This is a genomic window from Alloalcanivorax marinus (genome assembly GCF_016785095.1).
GTDB lineage: Bacteria > Pseudomonadota > Gammaproteobacteria > Pseudomonadales > Alcanivoracaceae > Alloalcanivorax > Alloalcanivorax marinus_A.
In genome coordinates this window covers 163,545-183,326 of the sequence record NZ_JAEKJB010000011.1, presented here as the reverse complement: position 1 = coordinate 183,326, position 19,782 = coordinate 163,545, and the positions used below count along the sequence as shown (strand labels likewise).

Below are 19,782 nucleotides of genomic sequence, written 5' to 3'. Positions count from 1 at the left end.
GGACGCCGGACGCCAAATACCGCGCTTTTCAGCGTCTGGCGTCCGGCGTCTGGCGTCCGGCTTTTATTCAAAGCAAGCTCTCCACCGCTTCGCGGACCGCATCGGCGGTGATACCAAAATGTTTGTACAGCTCGCCGGCCGGGGCCGAGGCGCCATAGCCGTGCATGCCCACCACCTTGCCGTCCAGGCCCACGAAGCGGTACCAGTAGTCGACGATGGCCGCCTCCACCGCCACCCGGGCACGCACCGCCGAGGGCAGCACCTGTTCCTGGTAGTCGGCGCTCTGCGCCAGGAAGGTGTCGACGCTGGGCATGGACACCACGCGCACGTTCTTGCCCTGATTGCCCAGCTCGCGGGCGGCGTTCACCGCCAGCTCCACCTCGGAGCCGGTGGCGATGATGATCGCCTCGGGCTGACCTTCGCCGGTCTGCAGCAGGGTGTAACCGCCCTTGGCCACGTTGCCCAGCACGGTGTCGTCGCGCTCCATGCAGGGCAAGCCCTGACGGGAGAAGATCAGCGCGCTGGGGCCGTCGGTGCGGGTCACGGCGTGCTTCCAGGCCACCGCGGTTTCCACCGTGTCGCAGGGCCGCCAGGTGCTCAGGTTCGGCGTCATGCGCAGGTTGGCGAGCTGCTCGACAGGCTGGTGGGTGGGGCCATCCTCGCCCAGGCCGATGGAATCGTGGGTGTAGACCAGAATGTTGGGCTGGTGCATCAAGGCCGCCATGCGCACCGCGTTGCGGGCGTATTCCATGAAGGTCAGGAAGGTGCCGCCGTAGGGGCGCACGCCGCCGTGCAGGCACAGGCCGTTCATGATCGCCGTCATGCCGAATTCACGCACGCCGTAATGGATGTAGTTGCCGCTGGCGTCACCGGCGGTGATCGACTTGCAGCCCTTCCACACGGTGTTGTTGGAACCACCCAGGTCGGCGGAGCCACCGGTGAGCTCCGGCAGCAGGGGGCCGAAGGCGTCCAGGGTATTCTGGCTGGCCTTGCGGCTGGCTACTTTATCGCCGGCCTTCTGGCATTCGGCGATGAAGTCGTTGGCGCGCTGCTCGAAGCCGTCCGGCAGCTCGCCGGCCAGGCGACGCTCGAACTCCGCCGCCAGCTCCGGGTGCTCGGCCTTGTAGGCATCGAACCGGGCCTGCCAGTCGGCTTCCACCTTGGCGCCCTGGGCACGGGCGTCCCAGGCCTGGTAGATCTCGTCCGGTACCTCGAAGGGAGGATGGTGCCAACCCAGGGCATCCCGGGTCAGGGCCACTTCTTCCTCGCCCAGGGCGGCGCCGTGGGAATCTTCCTTGCCCTGCTTGTTGGGGCTGCCGAAGCCGATCACCGTCTTGCAGCAGATCAGGGTGGGCTGGTCGGTGTTCTTGCGGGCGTTCTCGATGGCCAGCTTCACTTCCTGGGCGCTGTGGCCGTCCACATTGGGGATTACGTGCCAGCCGTAGGCGCGGAAGCGTTCCACGGTGTCGTCGGTGAACCAGCCTTCCACCTCGCCGTCGATGGAGATGCCGTTGTCGTCATAGAAGGCGATCAGCTTGCCCAGGCCCAGGGTGCCCGCCAGGGAGGACACTTCATGGGAAATACCCTCCATCATGCAACCATCACCCAGGAAGCAGTAAGTGTGGTGGTCGACGATGTCGTGGCCGTCCCGGTTGAACTGGGCCGCCAGCACTTTCTCCGCCAGGGCCATGCCCACGGCGTTGGCGATGCCCTGCCCCAGGGGGCCGGTGGTGGTCTCGATGCCCGGCGCGTCGCCGTATTCCGGGTGGCCGGCGGTGGGGCTGCCGAGCTGGCGGAAGTTCTTGATGTCATCCAGGCTGACGCCATAGCCGGTCAGGTGCAGCAGGCTGTAGAGCAGCATGGAGCCATGCCCGTTGGAGAGCACGAAGCGATCACGGTCGGCCCAGTGCGGGTTGTCCGGGTTGTGCTTCATGAAGCCGCGCCACAGGACCTCGGCGATATCGGCCATACCCATGGGCGCGCCGGGGTGGCCGCTGTTGGCTTTCTGGACCGCGTCCATGCTGAGCGCACGAATGGCGTTGGCGAGATCACGGGTGGCGGGAGCAGAGGACATGCACGTCTCCTGGGTGATTTTTGGGCAGCGCTGAAAAAGGGGGCGCTATTGTCGCCGAAGCCCGGGATGGGGGCAAACCCTGCAAGGCGCTGGCACGCAACACGCTGGCACGCCGGCAAGCTGGTCGGCTTTCGCTGCGCTCAAACCGCCCCGGAAAACACACCAACTCTCTCCGCCCCGGGGTTTGCGTGTAAGCGTGCTGCGTGATGCGTGCCAGCCACCTATATCAATAAACTTTGATGCAGACTTCCGCTTCCTTTAGAATCGCGCTTTATGACCACCGATGCGGCACCGCTGGAACAGCCCCTGGACACCCTGGCCGCCTTCCTCAAGGCAGCGGGCGATCCGTTGCGTCTGGAGGTGCTGCGGGTACTGGGGCAGAACAGCTTCGGCGTGCTGGAGCTGTGCGAGATCATGGCCATGAAGCAGTCCGGCATGAGTCATCACCTCAAGGTGCTGGCCCAGGCCGGGCTGGTGGAGAAGCGCCGCGAGGGCAACTCGATCTTCTACCGGCGGCGGCTGCCGCCGCCCCAGGCGCCCACGGAGAAGCTCCACGGCGCCTTGTTCGAGGAACTGGACGAGACCCTGCTGGACACCGGCACCGCCAAACGGCTGGCCGGGGTGCAGGCCCAGCGGGCGGCGCAGAGCCGGGCGTTTTTCGCCCGCCACGCCGACGACCTGCCGCGCCAGCAGGAACTGATCGCCGAGTACGATCAGTACGCCGAGCAGGCCTGTGAGCTGCTCGACCGGGCCCTGGCCGGGGCGCCGGCGCGGCGCGCCCTGGAAATCGGCCCCGGCGACGGTCGCTTTCTGACGCCCCTGGCGGCCCGTTTCGAGCAGGTGCTCGCGCTGGACAACAGCGAGGCCATGCTGGCTCTGGCCCGGCGCCGTGTGCGCGAGGCAAAACTGAACAATGTGACCCTGGTGGCCGGCGAGTGGCCCCAGGAGGGCGAGAGTTTACCCTCGGTGGACGCGGTGGTGCTCAATATGGTGCTGCACCACCTGCCCTCGCCGGCCAGCGCCCTCAAGGCGGCAGCGGCGCAACTGAACGGCGGCGGCGTGCTGGTGGTCACTGATTTATGCCGTCACGATCAACGCTGGGCGGTGGACGCCTGCGGCGATTTCTGGCTCGGCTTCGACGAAGCCGATCTGGTGGCCTGGGCCGGCCGGTCCGGGCTGGTGTTGCGCGAGAGCCTGTTCCTGGCCATGCGTAACGGGTTTCAGGTACAGGTAAGAAGCTTTGAAAAGAGCAGTTGACAGTTACCAGTTAAATCACGGGAGACCCCACAATGAGTGAGTATTCCATCTTTACCTCCGAGTCGGTCTCCGAAGGCCATCCGGACAAAATGGCCGACCAGATCTCGGACGCGGTGCTGGACGCCATCATCGCCGATGACCCCCACGCCCGCGTGGCGGTGGAGACGCTGGTCAAAACCGGCATGGCGATCGTCGCCGGCGAGGTCCGGACCAACACCTACGTGGAACTGGAAGACATCGTCCGTCAGGTGATCCTGGACATCGGCTACAACAGCTCCGATGTGGGCTTCGACGGCGCCAGCTGCGCGGTGCTCAACGGCATCGGCAAACAATCCGCGGACATCGCCATGGGCGTGGACGAAGCGGAAGACAAGGAGCAGGGCGCCGGTGACCAGGGCCTGATGTTCGGCTACGCCACCGACGAGACCGACACCCTGATGCCGGCCCCGATCTATTTCTCCCACCGGCTGGTGGAGCGCCAGGCGGAACTGCGCAAGAACGGCCGCCTGGGCTGGCTGCGCCCGGACGCCAAGAGCCAGGTGACCCTGCGCTACGAAAACGGCAAGCCGGTGGCGGTGGACGCGGTGGTGCTGTCCACCCAGCATTCCCCGGACATCAAACTGCCGGAACTGCGCGAAGCGGTGATGGAAGAGATCATCAAGCCGGTGCTGCCCGCCGAGTGGCTGCACGACAAGACGCTCTATCATATCAACCCCACCGGTAATTTCGTGATCGGCGGCCCGATGGGCGACTGCGGGCTCACCGGCCGCAAGATCATCGTCGACACCTACGGCGGCATGGCCCGCCACGGCGGCGGCGCCTTCTCCGGCAAGGACCCGTCCAAGGTGGACCGTTCCGCGGCCTACGCCGGTCGCTACGTGGCCAAGAACATCGTCGCCGCCGGCCTGGCCAGCAAGTGCGAGATTCAGGTGAGCTATGCCATCGGCGTGGCCGAACCCACCTCGATCTCGGTGAACACCTTCGGCACCGGCAAGATCTCCGACGAGCAGATCGTGGCGCTGGTACGCGAACACTTCGACCTGCGCCCGCGCGGCATCATCGAAATGCTCGACCTGCGCCGGCCGATCTACCGGCCCACCGCCAGCTACGGCCACTTCGGCCGGGAAGGCTTCAGCTGGGAAAACACCGACAAGGCCGAGGCGCTGAAAGCGGCGCTTTAAGCCAGGAAACGTAAATCAAAACCTCCGTAGGAGCGGCTTCAGCCGCGAAACACCGGCCGCGCACAGCGCTGATCGCGACTAAAGTCGCTCCTACAAGAACCTTATCCCCCATCGTCATCGAGGGGCGCTGCAGCGGACATCCGCGAGGCTCGATGAAACGGGGTCGAAACGAACAACGGCGCCCATTCGCTAACCACGAATGGAGAAAGCAATGAACGCAAAAGCAGACGCGTTGCAGGACTACAAAGTCGCGGATATTTCCCTGGCCAAATGGGGCCGCTCGGAAATCGAAATCGCGGAAACCGAGATGCCCGCCCTGATGGCGATCCGGGAAAAATACCGTGCCGAACAGCCGCTGAAAGGCGCCCGCATCATCGGCTGCATCCACATGACGATCCAGACCGCGGTGCTGATCGAAACCCTCAAGGCCCTGGGCGCGGAAGTGCGCTGGTCCTCCTGCAACATCTTCTCCACCCAGGACCATGCCGCCGCCGCCATCGCCGCCGCCGGCGTGCCGGTGTTCGCCTGGAAGGGCGAGACCGAGGAAGAGTACATGTGGTGCATCGAACAGACCTGCCGCGACGGTGACGGCAATCTGTGGGACGCCAACATGATCCTGGACGACGGCGGCGACCTGACCGCCTACATCCACGACACCTACCCGGAAATGCTGGACAAGATTCACGGCATCACCGAGGAAACCACCACCGGCGTGCACCGTCTCTACGACATGCTGAAAAAAGGCACCCTGAAAGTGCCGGCGGTGAACGTGAACGACTCGGTCACCAAGAGCAAGAACGACAACAAATACGGTTGCCGCCACTCGCTCAACGACGCCATCAAGCGCGCCACCGACCACCTGCTGTCCGGCAAGAAAGCGCTGGTGGTGGGCTATGGTGACGTGGGCAAGGGCTCCGCCCAGTCCCTGCGCCAGGAAGGCATGATCGTGAAGATCACCGAGATTGACCCGATCTGCGCCATGCAGGCGTGCATGGACGGCTTCGAAGTGGTCAGTACCTACAAGAACGGCATCAACGACGGCAGTGAAGCGTCCGTGGACAAGGCACTGCTGGGCAACACCGACCTGCTGGTGACCACCACCGGCAACCTGAACGTGTGCGACGCCAACATGCTCAAGGCACTGAAGAAAGGCGCGGTGGTCTGCAACATCGGCCACTTCGACAACGAAGTGGACACCGCCTTCATGCGCGACACCTGGGAATGGGAAGAAGTGAAACCCCAGGTGCATAAAGTGTGGCGCGACAAGAAGAACGCCGACTTCCTGCTGCTGCTCTCCGAGGGTCGCCTGGTCAACCTGGGCAACGCCACCGGCCACCCGAGCCGCATCATGGACGGCTCCTTCGCCAACCAGGTACTGGCGCAGATGTACCTGTTCGACCAGGGCTACGCCGGCCATTCCGACACCGTGAAGGAAAAAATGCTCAAGGTGGAAGTGCTGCCCAAGCATCTCGACGAGGAAGTGGCCCAGTACATGGTGCAGGGCTTCGGTGGCGTGATCACCAAACTCACCCAGGAGCAGGCCGACTACATCGGTGTCAGCACCGACGGCCCGTTCAAGCCCGACCACTACAAGTATTAAGGCGCCGGACGCCGGACGCCGGACGCCGGACGCTTTGCGCTCGCCTCGCGAGCGGGCGTCCGGCGTCAAGCGTCAAGCGTCAAGCGCCTCGCAACGCGAGGCATAAATGAAACGCATCAGCTTTGAGTTTTTCCCGCCCAAGACCGAACAGGGCCGGGAAAAACTGCTGAACACCCAGAAAAAACTGCTGGTGAAGAAGCCGGAATTCTTCTCCTGCACCTTCGGCGCCGGCGGTTCCACCCGGGACAACACCCGGCAGATGGTGGACCTGCTGCGCGAGCAGCACGCCGACACCGCGCCGCATCTGAGCTGCATCGGCCAAAGCCGTGACGAAATCATGGAGCTGGTGAATGGCTACAAGGAAAAAGGCGTCACCCGCATCGTGGCACTGCGCGGCGACCTGCCTTCGGGCATGGGCTATGCCCAGAGCGAGGTGAAGTACGCCGATGAACTGGTGGCGCTGATTCGAGAGGAAACCGGCGATCACTTCACCCTGGAAGTGGCTGCCTATCCGGAGAACCACCCGCAATCGCGCAGCTTCGATGACGACATCGGGCACTTCAAGCGCAAGATCGATGCCGGCGCCGACAGCGGCATCACCCAGTACTTCTACAACGCGGACGCCTACGGCTACTACATGGACGAGCTGCGCCGCCGGGGCTGCGAGGCGCCGGTGTACCCGGGCATCATGCCGATCCTCAACGTGGCCAACCTGTTCCGTTTCTCGGACAACTGCGGCGCCGATATTCCGCGCTGGCTGCGTGGCCGGCTCACCGACCTGCAGGATGACGAAGCGGCGGTGAAAGCCTTTGGCGAGGAAGTGGTGACCCGCCTGTGCGAACGGCTGCTCGCCATGGGGGCGCCGGGCCTGCACTTCTACACCATGAACCAGGCCGCGCCGATTCTGCGCATCCTCGACAACCTCGGCCTTTGAAGAACAAGGCGGCTGAAGCGGAGTGCCGCCCAGTCGCTCCTACAAAATCTCTACCCTGCGGAGCCGCGCGGGACGCCACCTCGAAGCGTCTCGGTGTGGCCCCCGCCGCTAACGGAAAAAGCGGGCCAGCGCCCGCGCTTCCTCGGCAATCAGATCCCGCACCACCGACGCCAGCTCATTGAAGCGCAGCACGCCGTGGATCAGCCCGGGCGCCACCACCAGTTCCGAGGCCACGCCGGCGTTTTCCAGTTCACCGTGAAGGGCCCGGTTCTGATCCAGCAACGGGTCCAGTTCACCCACCACCAACCGAGTGGCCGGCAGCCCGCGCAGATCCCCATGCAGCGGCTGCACGCGCCAGTCGCTGTCATCGTCCGGCAGATAGGTGCGCCAATACTCGCGCATGGACGCCGCCGACAACCCCTGCCCGCCAACGCCACCCAAACGCCAGGACGCCGAATCGGTCTCCTTCGCATAAACGCCGTAGAACAGCAGAAGATAGGCCAGGGGCTCCACTCCGGCATCGCGCAGAGCCAAGGCCGCCGCCAGCGCCAGATTGGCACCGGCGGAATCGCCGCCCAGCGCGAATCGGGCCACGCTCAGCCCGGCCACGCCGCCCTCGGCCATGACCTGGCTGGCCACCGCCACCACCTCTTCGAACGCCGCCGGGAACGGATACTCCGGCGCCAGAGCGTACTCGATCGACAGCACCGCCAGGCCGCTGTCGCGCACCAGTTGGCGCAGGGGCGCGTCCCAGCCGGCCAGGGTGCCATGGCGGAAGCCGCCACCGTGGCAATAAAGCAGCAGACCCGGCGGCGCCCCGTCCTCGGGCGGGTAAAGCTTGCAGGGCACCGCGCGGCCCGGACCCGGCACCGACAGCAGGCGCTCCCCGGGCAGCGGCACGCTGTCCGCCGAGGCAAACGCGGCGAGGCGTTCCAGATCCGCCCGCACGGTTTCGATGTCCGCGCCTTCCCGTGGCACCAGGCCGGCGCCGCGCAACAACGCGGCGACCCTCGCCACCTGAGGATGCACGGCCCCGCTCACGAAGACACCGCCCCGGCCATGGCGTCGAAGAGCGCCTCATACCCGGGCTGTCGGCCCAGATCGGCGACGAACCGGAGCACCGCGTCTTGCGCCTCCTCGGTGAGATGTGGCGCCGCCATCTTGCGGAACTTGCGCTCGAAGTCGGCCTCGGTCATGGGCGTCTCCACGGAACCGGGCCCGCTGATCACCTCACTGACCAGGTGCTCCCCGGAGTCCAGCGTCACGATCACCCGGTTAGCCAGATGCTTGGGAAACAGCGCGGTGAGCGCCGGGTCCACGGTCACCGTGGTCCGGTCCATGAGCGCCGCCGCCGCCGGATCGGCGATCTTAGCCGGGGTATAGGAATCCAGGGTGATGTCCCCGTCCAGCAACGCGCGGGCCACGTTGTAGGGCAGGCTGTGGTCGGCGGTTTCCCGGGTGCGCGGGCGCCATTTGTCGGCACCGTCCGCCAGCACCCGCCGGTTGAATTCGGAGGTCTCGATGCGAATCGCCTCGATCCCGGCCAGGTCACCGACCCGCTCACGCAGATCGAGGGCGGCCCACACGGCGGTATGCAACTCGCCGTTGGTGGGGAAGGTCTTGGTCAGCGAGCGGCGGATGGCGAAGTCTCCGTTCTCCAGGGTGCCGAAGCGGTCCACGTCCAGATTCAATGCACCGGTGACCTGGTTTTCGAAGCCCATTTCCCCTTCAAACACCGGCGCCGGGCCGGTCATGCCGTGGCGCGCCAGTTGCGCCGAGAAGATCGCGTTGCGGGCGGCGTTGGCGGCGGAACAGCCCTTCCAGTCCGACAGGTTGCCGGAGCGCACCTGGCGCAGGGCCAGATGCCCGCTGAGCGAGATATTGATGGCCTGCTCGATGGCGTCCGGCTCCAGCTTCATCAGTTTGCCAACCGCCGCTGCCGTGGCCACGTTGATGTAGTTCACGTGGTCCCAGCCCTTCTTGTTCAGGCTGGCGGCGTCCTGAAGACGCATCTGGATTTCGTAGGCCAGCACAATGGCGGCGATCAGCTCCTCGCCACCGGCCCGTTCCGCCTGGGCCACCGCCAGGCAGGCGGGAATGTTGTCGCTGGGGTGGCCCGGCTCCAGACCCATGTAGCCGTCGTTGTAATCCAGGAAGCGTACCATCACGCCGTTGGCGAAGGCGGCGGCCTCCGGCGTGCTCTTCCGCGCCGACCCGAACACGCCACAGACACCGGGCACCGACGAAGCATGGGCCACCGCGGCGTTTACCGGCGCGGCACCGTAGGCGCCCAACACGCATGCCAGGCTATCCAGAAAACGGCTGCGCGCAATGGCGCGTATCGGTTCGGGAATGTCCGTCACTGGAAAATCCCGGGCGTAGAGGGCGAGGCGTCTTGCAAGGGTCATGGGGTTTACTCCGATAGAAAGAGATGACGAATCGCGATCAAAGGCCCAGCCCGGCGTTCAGCCAGCCCAGATAGCCCACGTAGATGGCCAGAAGCAGCGCCCCCACCCACCGGCTCAGGCGCAGCCCTCGGGCTCCACCGATCAGGGCCAGCAATTGCAGCATCACCACCAGCGCGACCATCACCGGCCAATCCCGGTACAGCAGCCCATCGGCCACCGGGAAGGGCGTGATCACGCCGGCCAGGCCGACCACCGCCAGGGTGTTGAACAGGCCGGAACCAACAATGTTGCCAAGCGCCAGGTCGTGCTCGCCTTTGCGCGCCGCCGCGATGACGCTGGCCAGTTCCGGCAGGGACGTGCCCAGGGCCACCACCGTGAGCCCGATGATCAGTTCGCTGATGCCCAGGGACAGGGCGATTTGAACCGCGCCCCAGACCAGTAACCTGGATGAGGCCAGTAACAGAACCAGGCTGACCAGCAGCCAGACCAGGGCGGCGCCGGTGCCCGCGCCGGCTTCATTGCCGGGGGGATCATCGGCGGAAGGACCGCCACTGAAACTCTTCTTCACCGACCAGGCCAGCAACACCACGAAGGCGGCGAGAAGAACGAGCGCGTCACCGCGCCCCAACTCGCCGTCGAGCAGTAACCCGCCGGCCAGCAGGCTGACGCCGAGCAGGAGAAGAATTTCCCGCCGAATCACCGGCGAGCGGGAATGGATCGGCCGGACCAACGCCGCCAGCCCCAACACCAGGCCAACGTTGGCAATGTTGGAACCGAACGCATTGCCCAGCGCCAGCTCGGGGCTGTTTTGCGAAGCGGCGATGGCGGACACCACCAACTCCGGCGCCGAGGTACCGAAGCCGACGATGATGATGCCGATAAACAGGGGCGGCACGCCGAGTCGGCGCGCGCACAGGGAGGCGCTATCGATGAAGCGGTCGGCGCTCCAGACCAATATCGCCAGACCCAGGATCAATGCCAACCAGGAGAGAAGCATGACAAAAGCCGGAGCGAATGGTTACGAAAAAAAGGGCGCGTGCTCTCCGCCCGGAGAGCACGCGCCCGCCCAACGACGGGCGAGCAATGCCTTATGTGGGGACCGTGATGCACATAAGGTCGGCACATCGCTTAATCGAGCGGAACATCCAGTAGCCGCGCGTACTGCTGGCCGGCATGCATGTCCCGCTCCACCATGCCGCCCTGGGGCGTCAGCCGGGGGTAGGAAATCTTCACCATGCTCAGTTGCGGTACCGGGATACGCTTCACCAAGGCCGGATCGGCGCCGTAGAGGCTGGCGAACCGCTCCACGGAAAGCGCCGGGCTCTGGTGATAAAGGTCAAAGCTCTCCCGGCTGTCGAAGTAGATATCGAAAGTGATCCAGAAAGGACCCGCCTGCTTCGACCGAACATGACGACATACTTCACGCAGTTTAGGCACGCGCTTTCTCCTCGGATTCGTTGGCATCGCCCACGCCAACCCACTCGGTGGTGACCAGCTCGAACGGGTCATCCAGCTGGACGACATGATTGAGTTTGAACTCATAGATGCGGCCGCAAGGGATGTCCGCCGGCGAAAACGCGAAGCCGTAGGACGGCAACTCCTTGCCCATGATGCTCGGGTAATGGAAGAAGTAGGGGTTGCAGGCGTGGGCGATGGTGTTCGCCAGATCCTGAGTGGCCGCCGTGGCGACGAACAGCATCCCCAGCTCCGGCGGCGTGGCCGTGCTCGGGGGCGGCGTCACTCCGGTAACCGCGTTCCAGCCATACATACGCAGGGAGATATGGAATTCGCCCAGCTCGTCCTCCGGAATACACTGCCGGGTGCGCTCATTCAGCGCCGCCAGAAGGCGATCATGGAAGCCGTCGATGTCCTCCAGCACATCCGGATCCTGGATACCGACCAGCATGATGGTCTGGTAAGCACCGGCGGCGGCGCCCTCCAGCTTCATGGTGTAGGGCTGGTTTTCCCAGCGGGAGCCGGTGACCCGGACCCGGCGCTCATCCACTGAGCGGTACTCCGCATCGGTCACGTTCAGAATGCCGCCGGGCTCGGTCAGGCGGAAAGGGTCGGTATTCTCATAGAGCATGTGGCCGGACACGCTGTTGGGGGTACAGCGGTTGCCCGGGTCCAACGGCTCCACCTCGAATCCCGCCGAGTCGATACAAAGCAGGACGCCCGCCCCCCCGGTGGAGTTCTCCGCGCACTGCACGCCACATTCAGCGATCTTTCCCGCATGCCAGGCCGGGCCCCAGGGAGCACCTTTCCAGATCGGGAAGGCGGCGATCACCGCGGTATCGGTGGCGCGCCCGGCGAGGATAATGTCCGCGCCCTGGTCAAGAGCCTCGACGAAGGGCTCAACGCCCAGGGCGGCGACGATATGCTCGCACTGGTCCACGGTTTCGTCTTGCAGATCACCCAGCGGCGGCAGCGGCGTGATGCGGCCTTCGCCGTTCAGCCGCTTGAGCGTTGCTTTATCCTGCTCGCAGTGGATCAGCGCGATGCGCGGGGCAAGCCCGAGTTCCCGGGCCACTTCCAACACGATGTCCCGGGTCCAGGCCAGATTCAGATCGCCGCCGGCCTGGCCGCACGTGCCCACGATCAACGGCACGCCATGCTCCGCCTGCGCCGTCATCAGGATTCGCAGATCCCGCTTCACGGCGCCCCGGCTGTTTTTTGATTTGCCCATCGCCAGATAGGCGGCGCCGCTATCGGTGGACCCGGCATCGGTGGCGATGGCCTGGGCGCCGAGGCGGAACCCCCGCGCGACCTCCTCCTCACGCACGCCGGCCCCAAGAGAACCACACGGCACGATGATCTTAATAGTGTCTTCTGAATCCTGTCTCATAAAAGCATCCTCTTTACCTTTCAATAAACGGGCCGGAGCCGGGAGTGGCCCACGATCAGGCAACCGGACGGGGGCTCTTGGTCGTTCAACACGGACACCACGCAACGGGCCGCCACCTGATTGGTACGCCGCAGTCCCTCGTGGGTGGACGCGCCGGAGTGGGGCGTGGCGACCACGTCCGGCCGTCGCACCAGTTCCCGGGTGACATCCGCGAGTGCCGGGTTGGCTTCACTTTCAAACACATCCAATCCGGCCCCGCCCAACCGCTCCTCTTGCAACGCGGCCAGCAGGGCCCGGTCATCGACCAGGCCGCCACGACCGGTATTGATCAGAAAGGCGTCCGGTTTCATCAGGGCCAACCGCCCGGCGTTGATGAGGTGCTTTGTTTCCGGCTTGAACGGCGCATGAAGGGAGACGAAATCGGCGCGCTCGAGCAGGGTGTCCAGATCCACGTACTCGACGCCCATGGCATCCGCGTAGGCCGGGTCCGGTCGCGGCGTGTGGACCAGCACGGTGGCGTCGAACGCCTTCAGCCTGCGCACCACGTTGCGGGCGATGCGCCCCAAGCCGATGATGCCCACCGTGCGCGCGTGGAGATCGTGACCAAGCAAAATCGCGCCCGGCCCGTCGATCAGTTGCTGCTGCGATTCGCGCAGCCGGTGGGCCACGCCCAGCATCAATGCCAGGGTGCGGTCCGCCACGCTTTCCTCGTTGCCACCGGCGGCGATGGTCACCACCTTGCCGGTTTGCCGGGCGGCATCGAGATCCACTTTCTCGTAGCCGACACCCCGCCGCGCCACGATCTTCAGGCGCGGCAGCGCCTGCAGCAGGCTCAAGGTCACCTGGGCGTGCCCGACGATCCAGGCGTCCGCCTCGGCGAGCAGAGCGATCAACTCCGCCTCGCCGGCGGTGGCGTCGGTGACGCCCTCCGGGAAACGGGCCACGGTAACATCGCAGCCGTTTTCCTCGAGGAACCGGATAGTTTCCCCGTCGAAGAATTTCTGCGTCACCACCACCGACTTTCTTTCATCCACCATGTTGGGTTCACCGTTCAAGGTTCACTTTTTCCTTTCGTTTCGCCCATGTCAGAACGCGTAATCCACGTACACGCGCAGCTCCTCACCGTTCAGCACGTTGTCCGGCTGCGCGGAGACCAGCGCCACGAAGTCCTCATTGATCCAGTAGCGGGTGTAAATCAGGCCCACGGAGACGCCCTCGTGCTCCGGTTCGTCGAAGCGGTAGTTCAAGCGGTACTCCAGTTGCTTTTCTTCCACCTCGCTGCTGACACCGGACAGCGGGTTGGTGGCATCGAATTCACCGCGTTTGAAGATCGCCATGGCGTTGACGCCATCCAGCGGGATACGCCCCAGGGAATGGCCGCTGAAGTCATACTGAACGCCGATCTGCCAGGCTTCCTCGCCATCGTTGTTGAAGTCGTTGCCGGAGCGGGTCCAGGCGTCCATCAGGCCATCGGCGTTGTCGCCGTGGTCGAAGTAGGCGTAGCCGAGCATGCCGTTACTGAGTTCCGCCTCGGATTTGGAGTAGGACAGACCCAGCCCCCAGCGCGCGATTTCCACGCCCAGGTTCACGTTCAGCCAGTTGGCGTCGTCATCGTAGGCCGCGTCGCCGCTGGCCCAGTCGTGGTCCCAGAGTTCACCTTCTTTCTGGAAGTCGTAGTACTGGGTTTCCAGGAGGACGCCGCCGTCCTCGCCAATGGACGCGCGCAGGGTCAGGCCGTAGCTGGTGTTGCGGTTAAAGTCCCGGGCCACGCCACGGGCGAACTTGAGCGCGATCAGACGGGCGTCGTATTCCACGCCGAAGGTCTTGATGTCGGTGATCTCTTCCCCGGACTCACTGACGATCTTTTCGAAGTCTTCCCGGTCCCGGGGCGAGGTGCGATTGATGTAGGCGGCATCCAGGCTGAGCACGCCGGGCAGGGGGCCGATGTCCAGGCCCTCGAAGCGCATTTGCCCGCGTGCGCCCTGGTAACTACCCGGTACCGCCCGGGTGTCCTTGGTGACCACGGTGCCAGCGTCGAACCGGCCCCGGCCCGCCTGGAAGGCGGCCAGCCAGTGCTCGCCGCCGTGGCGGAATTTCAGGTTGGCCTGGCCCAGCTTGCCGAAGCTCTTGCTGTCGCCGGAGGTATCGTCGAACAGGTCGCGGTCTTCCGGTCGCGCATCGATCTTGGCGACGCCGTACAGGGATGCATCGAAGCCGATGCTGTCCATCCAGTAGCGGGATTCGTAATCGGTGACCACGCCCAGGGCGGTGCCGCCCAACCGTTCGCCGATCGGGATGCCGCCGAACAGATCGTCCATCAGATCGTTCTCGATGCGGGTATCGATATGCACCGCGCGCATGTACACATTCAGTTCACCGTCGTTGCCGGTGCGGTCATAGTCATTGATGCTCACCGCCATCACCTGGGTGGGCGCGCCGATCACCAGCGCCGCCGCCATTGCGTTTTTCATCTTCATTTCGGTTACCTCTTATACTTATTTTGGACAGAGGGGCCCCGTGCACCCTGGCGAAGCCGGATGCGGACCCGTTTTTTTATTTGCTGTTTTTCTTTAAATAGCGCCGGTCAGGAAGGCTCCGGCAATAAAGACCAGGGACGCGCCGATCGCGGGAAGAAGCGCGAAACGTTGCAGTTCCCCCACCTCCTTGTTCAATAGGCCGCCGATTACATAAATGGGCGCGATCAACGGACTCAACGCATGCACCGGTTGGCCCAGCATGGAGGCGCGTGCGATATGGATCGGATCGACGCCGTACTCCGCCCCGGCCGAGGCGAGGATCGGCACGATGCCAAAGAAATAGGCGTCGTTGGACACGAAGAAGGTGAACGGCAAGGAAGCGAACGCCGTGATCGGCGCCATGTACTCGCCGGCGGCGTCGGGAATGATCGCCACGAACGCCTGCGACATGGCGTCCACCATGCCCGAGCCCGTGAGAATGCCGGTGAACACGCCGGCGGAGAAAATCAGCGTGGCCACGGTAACGGCGTTTTCCGCGTGGGCGGCGATACGCGCCTTCTGTTCCGCCAGGCGCGGATAGTTGATCAGCAGAGCCAGCGCGAAGGTGACCACCATCACCACCGGCAGCGGCGCCACGCCGGTGCCCATGGCACCGGCCATGCCGAGCATCAGGAACAGATTGACCCACACCAGTTTCGGGCGCTGATGGCGGTTATCGATTTCCGGCACGTCCGCGCCATTGTCGGTGGCCAGCATGTCCTTGTCCGGTTCCCAGCCGAGCCGCTTGCGCTCCCTCAGCCCCAGCCACCAGGCCACGCCGGTGGCGTACACCAGGCCCAGCAAGGCGGCCGGGATCAGCCCGACGAAAATATCCATCACATCCAGGTGGAGGGCACTGGCCACCCGGGCGGTGGGGCCACCCCAGGGAATGATGTTGATCATCGTGTTGGTGAGCAGCAGAAGCAGCGCGATGATCAGCGGATTCATGCCGATGCGCAGATAGACCGGTAGCATGGCCGTCACCACGATCAATACCGTACTGGTGCCGTCGCCATCGAAGGAAGTGGCGGCGCCGAGGAACGCCGTGGCCAGCGCGATGCGCAGCGGGTCGTGACCGGCGAACCGGGTAATCGATTTGACCAACGGCTCGAACAGGCCGGCGTCATACATGATCGAGAACAGCAGAATCGCGAACACCAGCATGATGGCGATGGGCGCCACCTTGCGCATCCCCTCCATGACCATGCCGCCCATGTCGCCGCCCAGGCCGGCGAACAGGCCGAAAATCACCGGGACAAGAATAAGGGCCACCACGGCGGACAACCGCTTGGTCATGATCAGCGTCATGAAGGTGATGACCATACCGAAACCAATCCAAGCCATATCGCTTTCCTTTTTTATTTTCCGAATAACGCGAACCGCCCCGGGGCGATCAAGGCAGAACCGTACACATTGACTATAATCAAGTAAATCTTGATTTTTTATGTGCATATTTACAGTAAATATTCACCTATGCTCCAATACACCGACGTCCCGTTCGCGAACAACCAGGATCGATTTCCGTGAGTGATGATCATCTCTATCTGACGGCCGAGGAGGCCGCCGGCATGCTCGGCGTGAGCCTGCCCACGCTCTACGCTTACGTAAGCCGCAAAGGCATTCGCTCGGTGAAAGTCGAGGGATCAAGAAAACGGCGCTACTGGGCGGCGGATATCGAGGCACTGAGCAACGGGGAACGCCGACCGCGAACCGAACGGCAGCCCGCACTGGACCTGGGAATACAAAGCAGCGCCATCACCCTGCTCACGGACAACGGCGTCTACTACCGTGGCGTCAGCGCCACGGAGCTGGCCGATTCGGCCTCCGTCGAGGAGGCCGCGGAGCTGATCTGGCAGTCACCGGGGGCGTTCTCCGATTCGCTGCCGACCATGCCGAAGGCCACCAAGCCATTGCTTGAGCTGTACCGGGACATGACCGTGTCGGAAAAGGCCATCGCGCTGTTTCCCCTGGTCGAGCGGGAGAATCCCCGCGCCTTCGATCTGTCGCCGGACGCCTACGCCCGCACCGGCGCCGACGTGGTGCGCATTCTGGCCTCGCTGATCGCCGGCCGGGGCGTGCCGGACGCCTCGCCGCTGCACCAATTCCTGACCCGCGAGCTGGGGCTGGACCCGGCCTACGAGGATATGATCCGGCGCCTGCTGGTGCTGTTCATCGATCATGAGTTCGACCACTGCACCTACAGCGTGCGGGCCGCCGCGCGCACCGGCGTGACGCCCTACTACGCGGCCATCGCCGGGCTGACCACCTATCAGGGCCGGCGGACGGCGTACGCCCGGCACCAGGCCGCCAACCGTCTGCTCACGGAAATCTGCACCGCCAAGGACCCGACCCCGCCGGTGCTGCAGTATTTCAGCCAGAATGGAGAGATCCCCGGTTTCAATCACTCCACCCACAAGGTCAAGGATCCACGGGTGGCGAACCTGATGAAGGCGCTCACGGCGCTGTTCGAATCCGATTCGGAATTCCAGAATCTGATGAAAGCCACCGAGGTGGCGGATGAGCTGGTGCAAAAGCCGCCTGAGTTCGTGCTGCTGGCCAGTTTCGTGGGGCGCAAATGCAACCTGGCCGGCCAGGAGCTGGCCCTGGCCGGCATCGCCCGCGCCATCGGCTGGATCGCCCATGCCAGCGAGCAATGCCAGCAGCCGGTGTCCCGGCAGCGCGCCAACTACGTGGGCAAGCTGCCGTAGGGCGGGCCGTCAGGCCAGCCAGGGCTGGTCGGCGAAATGCCGGGCCTCGAACCGCTCGATCCGGTCACTCATGGTGAGCGTGCGGTCGATGGCGTCCAGGCCCGAGATCAGCACGTCCTTGCGCAGCCCGTCGATGTCGAACGCCACCACCACGCCGTTGGCCAGGGTGATGGTCTGCGCCGGCAGGTCGATCTCCAGGGTCGCGCTACCGGCCTCGGACACCCACTCGCCAATCTCCCCCACCCGCTCCTGGTCCAGTTCGATCAGCAGCACGCCGTTACGCTGGCAGTTATCGAAGAAAATGCCGGCGAAGCTGCTGCCGATCAGCGCCCGTATGCCGAGCTGCCGCAAGCCCCAGACCGCGTGTTCGCGGCTGGAACCGCAGCCGAAATTGGGCCCCACGACCAGGAACCTGGCGTCCCGCCAGGGCGCCCGATTAAGCACGAATTCCGGATTCGGGCCGCCTTCGGGCAGAAATCGCAGATCGTGAAATACGCCCCGGTCGAGGCCGGCCCGGTCGATGCCCTTGAGGAACTGCTTGGGCATGATTACGTCGGTGTCGATATTGGCGGAGAGCAGCGGCGCGGCCACGCCCTGTTCTCGAGTGAAAGGTTCCATCAGGCCTCCGGGTTCGCGGCGTGCGCGGTTCTGACATCGGCGAGCCGGCCAGCGATGGCGGCTTCCACCACCATGGCCGGGCTCATCAGGTGGGTGCGGGCGCCGGCGCCCTGACGCCCCTCGAAATTACGGTTGGTGCTCGACGCGCAGCGGTCACCGGGGGCGAGCACGTCGTCGTTCATGGCCAGGCACATGGAGCAGCCGGATTGCCGCCATTCAAAACCGGCGTCGATGAATTGCCGGGCCAGCCCTTCCTCTTCCGCCTGGCGCTTCACCGGCGTGGAGCCGGGCACGATCATCGCGCGCACCCCCGGCGCCACCTTGCGGCCACGCAGCACCCCGGCGGCGGCGCGCAGGTCCTCGATACGGGAGTTGGTGCAGGAGCCAATGAAGGCATGGGTGATGGGCAGGGCATCCAGGCGGGTGCCCGGCGCCAGGTCCATGTAACGCAGCGCCCGCTGCATATCCATGCGCCGCAACGGGTCCGGCTCCCCGGCGGGGTCCGGAACGCGACCCTCGATGCTCACTACCTGGTCCGGGCTGGTGCCCCAGGTCACCATGGGCGCCAACTCGCCGGCCTCCAGGGTCACCTCCCGGTCGAAGCGGGCCCCCGGATCGCTGTACAGCGTCCGCCAGTGCGCCACCGCCCGCTCCCACATCTCGCCCTTGGGCGCCCGGGGCTTGTCGGCGAGATAGGCGTACACCTTTTCATCCGGCGCCATGAACGCCCCTCTGGCGCCGGCCTCCACGGCCATGTTGCAGATCGTCATGCGCGCCTCCACGGACAGGTCATCGATGGCGGAGCCGCTGAATTCGATGGCGTAGCCGGAGGCGCCGGACGCGCCTATGCGCCCGATCAACGCCATGATCACGTCCTTGGAGGTCACGCCCGGCGCCAGGGGCCCATTGACGACCACCCGCATGGCCTTGAGCTTCTTATAGGCCAGGGTCTGGGTGGCCAGTACATGCTCGATCTCCGAGGTGCCGATGCCGAAGCCGAACGCGCCCAGCGCGCCGTAGGTGGTGGTGTGGCTGTCGCCAGCGGCCACCACCATGCCCGGCAGGATGAAGCCCTGCTCCGGCGCCACCACATGCTCGATGCCCTGGCGACCGTCCAGAATATCGAACAACTCGATGCCGAAGTCCTCGCAGTTGCGGCCGAAATAGGACACCTGGCGGGCGCCGCCGGCGTCGGCCACCTCGGCGGTACGGCGTGGCGCCGTGGGGTTCACATGGTCCACCACGCCCAGGGTGGCGGACGGCCGACGCACCTTTCGACCCGCCTCGCGAAGGCCGCTGAACGCCTGCGGGCTGGTGTATTCGTTCGCCACCTGCCGGTCGATGTAGAGCAGCACGTGGCCGTGCTCATCCAGCTTGCGGATGGTGTGCGAATCGATGTGTTTGTCGTAGAGGGTTTTCGGCGCCATGACTGCTCCAGAATCCGTCGAAGGGACAACGAAAGGCTGGAGCATATACACGCACAAAAAATGTGTAAATGTTTACAATATTAATCAATCATTGATGCGCCTGATGCATCGAAAAAACGGTTATGTTGATCGATTTAGTACAGATTTCTTCAATGGAATCAGTGGTATATCTTCCATCGATTCATTCACTGCCGTTTTCATGTTGATTGCCTAT

Annotated in this window: 16 protein-coding genes and 1 riboswitch; of the genes, 5 read left to right on the top strand and 11 right to left on the bottom strand. The window is 64.6% G+C overall.

From position 1 onward, the window contains the following. Positions 1-67 precede the first annotated feature (67 nt). Complete coding sequence (gene tkt, locus JF515_RS16465) at positions 68-2,074, bottom strand: transketolase (protein WP_203105554.1); 2,007 nt, start codon at positions 2,072-2,074, stop codon at positions 68-70. Between the two features lie 273 nt (positions 2,075-2,347). Between tkt and JF515_RS16460 the strand changes: the two genes are divergently transcribed. From JF515_RS16460 to metF, 4 genes are all read left to right on the top strand, one after another. Then, on the top strand, positions 2,348-3,331 hold the full coding sequence (locus JF515_RS16460) for an ArsR/SmtB family transcription factor (protein ID WP_203105553.1): 984 nt from the start codon (positions 2,348-2,350) through the stop codon (positions 3,329-3,331). A 32-nt stretch (positions 3,332-3,363) separates the two neighbouring features. After that, positions 3,364-4,512, top strand: coding sequence for a methionine adenosyltransferase (gene metK, locus JF515_RS16455; protein ID WP_203105552.1), 1,149 nt, complete (start codon positions 3,364-3,366; stop codon positions 4,510-4,512). A 113-nt stretch (positions 4,513-4,625) separates the two neighbouring features. After that, positions 4,626-4,703, top strand: a riboswitch (S-adenosyl-L-homocysteine riboswitch). A gap of 20 nt (positions 4,704-4,723) precedes the next feature. Continuing rightward, on the top strand, positions 4,724-6,112 hold the full coding sequence (ahcY, locus tag JF515_RS16450; RefSeq protein ID WP_203105551.1) for an adenosylhomocysteinase: 1,389 nt from the start codon (positions 4,724-4,726) through the stop codon (positions 6,110-6,112). Between the two features lie 106 nt (positions 6,113-6,218). After that, positions 6,219-7,046: a methylenetetrahydrofolate reductase [NAD(P)H] gene (metF, locus tag JF515_RS16445; RefSeq protein ID WP_203105550.1), complete on the top strand. Its 828-nt coding sequence runs from the start codon at positions 6,219-6,221 to the stop codon at positions 7,044-7,046. A gap of 108 nt (positions 7,047-7,154) precedes the next feature. Here the strand turns inward: metF and JF515_RS16440 are convergent, their stop codons facing one another. The 8 genes from JF515_RS16440 to JF515_RS16405 form a co-directional block, all read right to left on the bottom strand. After that, a complete protein-coding gene (locus JF515_RS16440; RefSeq protein WP_203105549.1) occupies positions 7,155-8,087 on the bottom strand; it encodes an alpha/beta hydrolase fold domain-containing protein in 933 nt (310 codons plus the stop codon). After that, the gene (locus JF515_RS16435; RefSeq protein ID WP_203105548.1) at positions 8,084-9,454 is read right to left on the bottom strand and encodes an MmgE/PrpD family protein; all 1,371 of its coding nucleotides are present in this window, start codon (positions 9,452-9,454) and stop codon (positions 8,084-8,086) included. Before JF515_RS16435 ends, JF515_RS16440 begins: the two co-directional genes overlap by 4 nt. Before the next feature lie 37 nt (positions 9,455-9,491). Continuing rightward, positions 9,492-10,451 (bottom strand): calcium/sodium antiporter, encoded by a 960-nt coding sequence (locus tag JF515_RS16430; protein ID WP_203105547.1) that lies wholly within the window; start codon positions 10,449-10,451, stop codon positions 9,492-9,494. A 131-nt stretch (positions 10,452-10,582) separates the two neighbouring features. Then, positions 10,583-10,891 (bottom strand): DUF4387 domain-containing protein, encoded by a 309-nt coding sequence (locus tag JF515_RS16425; protein WP_338015240.1) that lies wholly within the window; start codon positions 10,889-10,891, stop codon positions 10,583-10,585. Then, complete coding sequence (locus tag JF515_RS16420) at positions 10,884-12,299, bottom strand: acyclic terpene utilization AtuA family protein (protein WP_238401130.1); 1,416 nt, start codon at positions 12,297-12,299, stop codon at positions 10,884-10,886. Before JF515_RS16420 ends, JF515_RS16425 begins: the two co-directional genes overlap by 8 nt. Before the next feature lie 20 nt (positions 12,300-12,319). Next, positions 12,320-13,336: a phosphoglycerate dehydrogenase gene (locus JF515_RS16415; protein WP_203105545.1), complete on the bottom strand. Its 1,017-nt coding sequence runs from the start codon at positions 13,334-13,336 to the stop codon at positions 12,320-12,322. Between the two features lie 48 nt (positions 13,337-13,384). Beyond that, positions 13,385-14,770 (bottom strand): OprD family outer membrane porin, encoded by a 1,386-nt coding sequence (locus tag JF515_RS16410; protein WP_238401129.1) that lies wholly within the window; start codon positions 14,768-14,770, stop codon positions 13,385-13,387. Positions 14,771-14,869: 99 nt separating this feature from the next. Further along, a complete protein-coding gene (locus JF515_RS16405; protein WP_203105543.1) occupies positions 14,870-16,159 on the bottom strand; it encodes a CitMHS family transporter in 1,290 nt (429 codons plus the stop codon). A 179-nt stretch (positions 16,160-16,338) separates the two neighbouring features. Between JF515_RS16405 and JF515_RS16400 the strand changes: the two genes are divergently transcribed. Then, complete coding sequence (locus JF515_RS16400) at positions 16,339-17,523, top strand: citrate/2-methylcitrate synthase (protein WP_203105542.1); 1,185 nt, start codon at positions 16,339-16,341, stop codon at positions 17,521-17,523. Positions 17,524-17,532: 9 nt separating this feature from the next. On the opposite strand, the gene leuD is transcribed toward JF515_RS16400, so the two are convergent. Next, positions 17,533-18,141: a 3-isopropylmalate dehydratase small subunit gene (gene leuD / locus JF515_RS16395; protein WP_203105541.1), complete on the bottom strand. Its 609-nt coding sequence runs from the start codon at positions 18,139-18,141 to the stop codon at positions 17,533-17,535. Then, entirely contained in the window at positions 18,141-19,568 is a 1,428-nt protein-coding gene (gene leuC, locus JF515_RS16390; RefSeq protein ID WP_203105540.1) for a 3-isopropylmalate dehydratase large subunit, read from the bottom strand. Before leuC ends, leuD begins: the two co-directional genes overlap by 1 nt. Positions 19,569-19,782: the final 214 nt, after the last annotated feature.